1 protein-coding gene is annotated in these 1789 nt (G+C 68.2%); it reads right to left on the bottom strand.

Annotation, left to right across the window (positions count from 1 at the left end):
- Positions 1-37 precede the first annotated feature (37 nt).
- Positions 38-1699 (bottom strand): IS1182 family transposase, encoded by a 1662-nt coding sequence (locus tag ACWD5D_RS44805; RefSeq protein ID WP_451378499.1) that lies wholly within the window; start codon positions 1697-1699, stop codon positions 38-40.
- Positions 1700-1789: the final 90 nt, after the last annotated feature.

Raw genomic sequence — 1789 nt, forward strand, 5'->3', positions numbered from 1 at the left:
GTTGGGAAATCCGCAAAACGGTTGCGTGCCTGTGGTTTCAGGCGGCGAGTTCGAGGCGGGCCAGGTGGGAGGTTCTGATCTTGCCGAGCGGGGTGCCCGCGAGCCAGGCGTCGAGGCGGATGATGTTGATCGCGGTGGCGGCGAGGACGTTGCCGAGGTGAGTTTTGGGCAGTCCTGTGTAGCGGGTGCGGCGGATGCCGGTGCGGCGGACGGCTTGCGAGATGGTGCCTTCCACTCCGGCCCGGATGTCATAGCGCTGTTTCCACGCCTCGGTTTGCTGCTCTGCGCGTCGTTGTTCGAGGACCTGCTGCTGCTCTCGGGGCAGCAGGGTCAAGCTGCGGCCCCACTTGCCGTTGGCTGCCTTGGTGCACCTCGGTCTTAGCGGGCACGGGTCGCAGTCGACGAGTGCGAAGTGCACGCGGACGAGCGGGGTTCCGCTGGCTTTGCGTTGTTCGGACCAGCTGACGCTGGCTGCTCCCTGGGGGCAGATGACTTTCCTGGCCTCCCAGTCCGTCTGGAAGGCGGCCTGGGTCAGGTCCGGTGCCTGCGCACCGCGCCCGCTGTGGTGGGTGTCCAGGCCGACCGGCCCGAGCAGTTCGATGCAGTGTTTCTCGTGAGCGGCCAGGATGTGGGCGGCAGTGACGTAGCCGGCGTCCACGTCGTGCTCATCGGGCAGCAGTTCACGTGCGGCCATGCCCTGGTGGACGGCCTCGGTGACCTCGGTGTCGGCGACGGTGGCGTCCGTGGTGAGGACATGGGTGATCAGGTGCGGGGCGCTGGGCTCGCAGGTCTCGCTGAGGTGGGTCTTGTAGCCGCACCAGCCTGAGCCCCGCTTGACGCTGTAGCGGGCGTCGGGGTCGTAGGGCGAGGACAGCCGACGTCTGCCCGGCGGGAGGTCTTTGCCCTCCCGCCAGCGCACCCCCTCACCGTCGCGGTGATACTGCTCAACCCAGGCATGGCGCAGGACCTGGACGGCTGGGACCTCACGTAACCAGGCAGGAGCCTGGGGTGCGTAGACGGCCTCCAGGATGGTGAAGCCGTCCCGGCCGACCTGCTCGGCCCACTCCTGGCGCACGTTGTCGCCCTTGGGGAAGCGGTAGGAGTCGATGCGGGCCCCGTAGCGTTTGACCCACTCGGCGGTCACCAGCAGGGATAGCCAGTCCGGGGCGGCTGCGGCCAGCGCCTCCAGCGCCGCCCGCAGCGTTTCACCGACGAACTCCATCCGATTCAACGTCCGCACGGCCGCGAGCACATGGGTGGAGTCGGTGCGCTGACGCCCCCCGGAACGCAGCAGCCCGAGGTTGGAGATTCGTTCCAGGATCAGGTCCAGGACTCTCTCTTGCAGGCCGTGCTCAATCAGCCGGGCGCGGAAGTCGCTGAGGACGGAGAAGTCGAACCCTGGGTCGTCCAGCTCCAGGCCGAGGAGAAACTTCCAGTCCATCCGGGCCCGCACCTGGTCTGCGGCCTGCCGATCGGTGTGGCCCTCGGCATACTGCAGCACCGACACCAGCGCCAACGCTCCCGGCGACACGGCCGGACGCCCCCGTGTCGCGAACGCCTCAGCAAAGGATTCGTCCTCGAACAGCGGGCCGAGCGCCTCACGCACCCGGACGGCCAGCGTCCCTTTCGGGAATGACGCCCGCACCACCCGAGCGGTCAGCTCCGGCACCCCGCGGTCGTCCCGAGACTCCAGCGACACTCAGCCCACCCCTCGCTCCGACGAACAGAACGATCATGCCGACCCCAGCAAGCCGACGCCGCCCGTTTGCTCATTTTCCAACGGAGTCCT

The sequence above is a fragment of the Streptomyces sp. NPDC002520 genome (genome assembly GCF_053595235.1).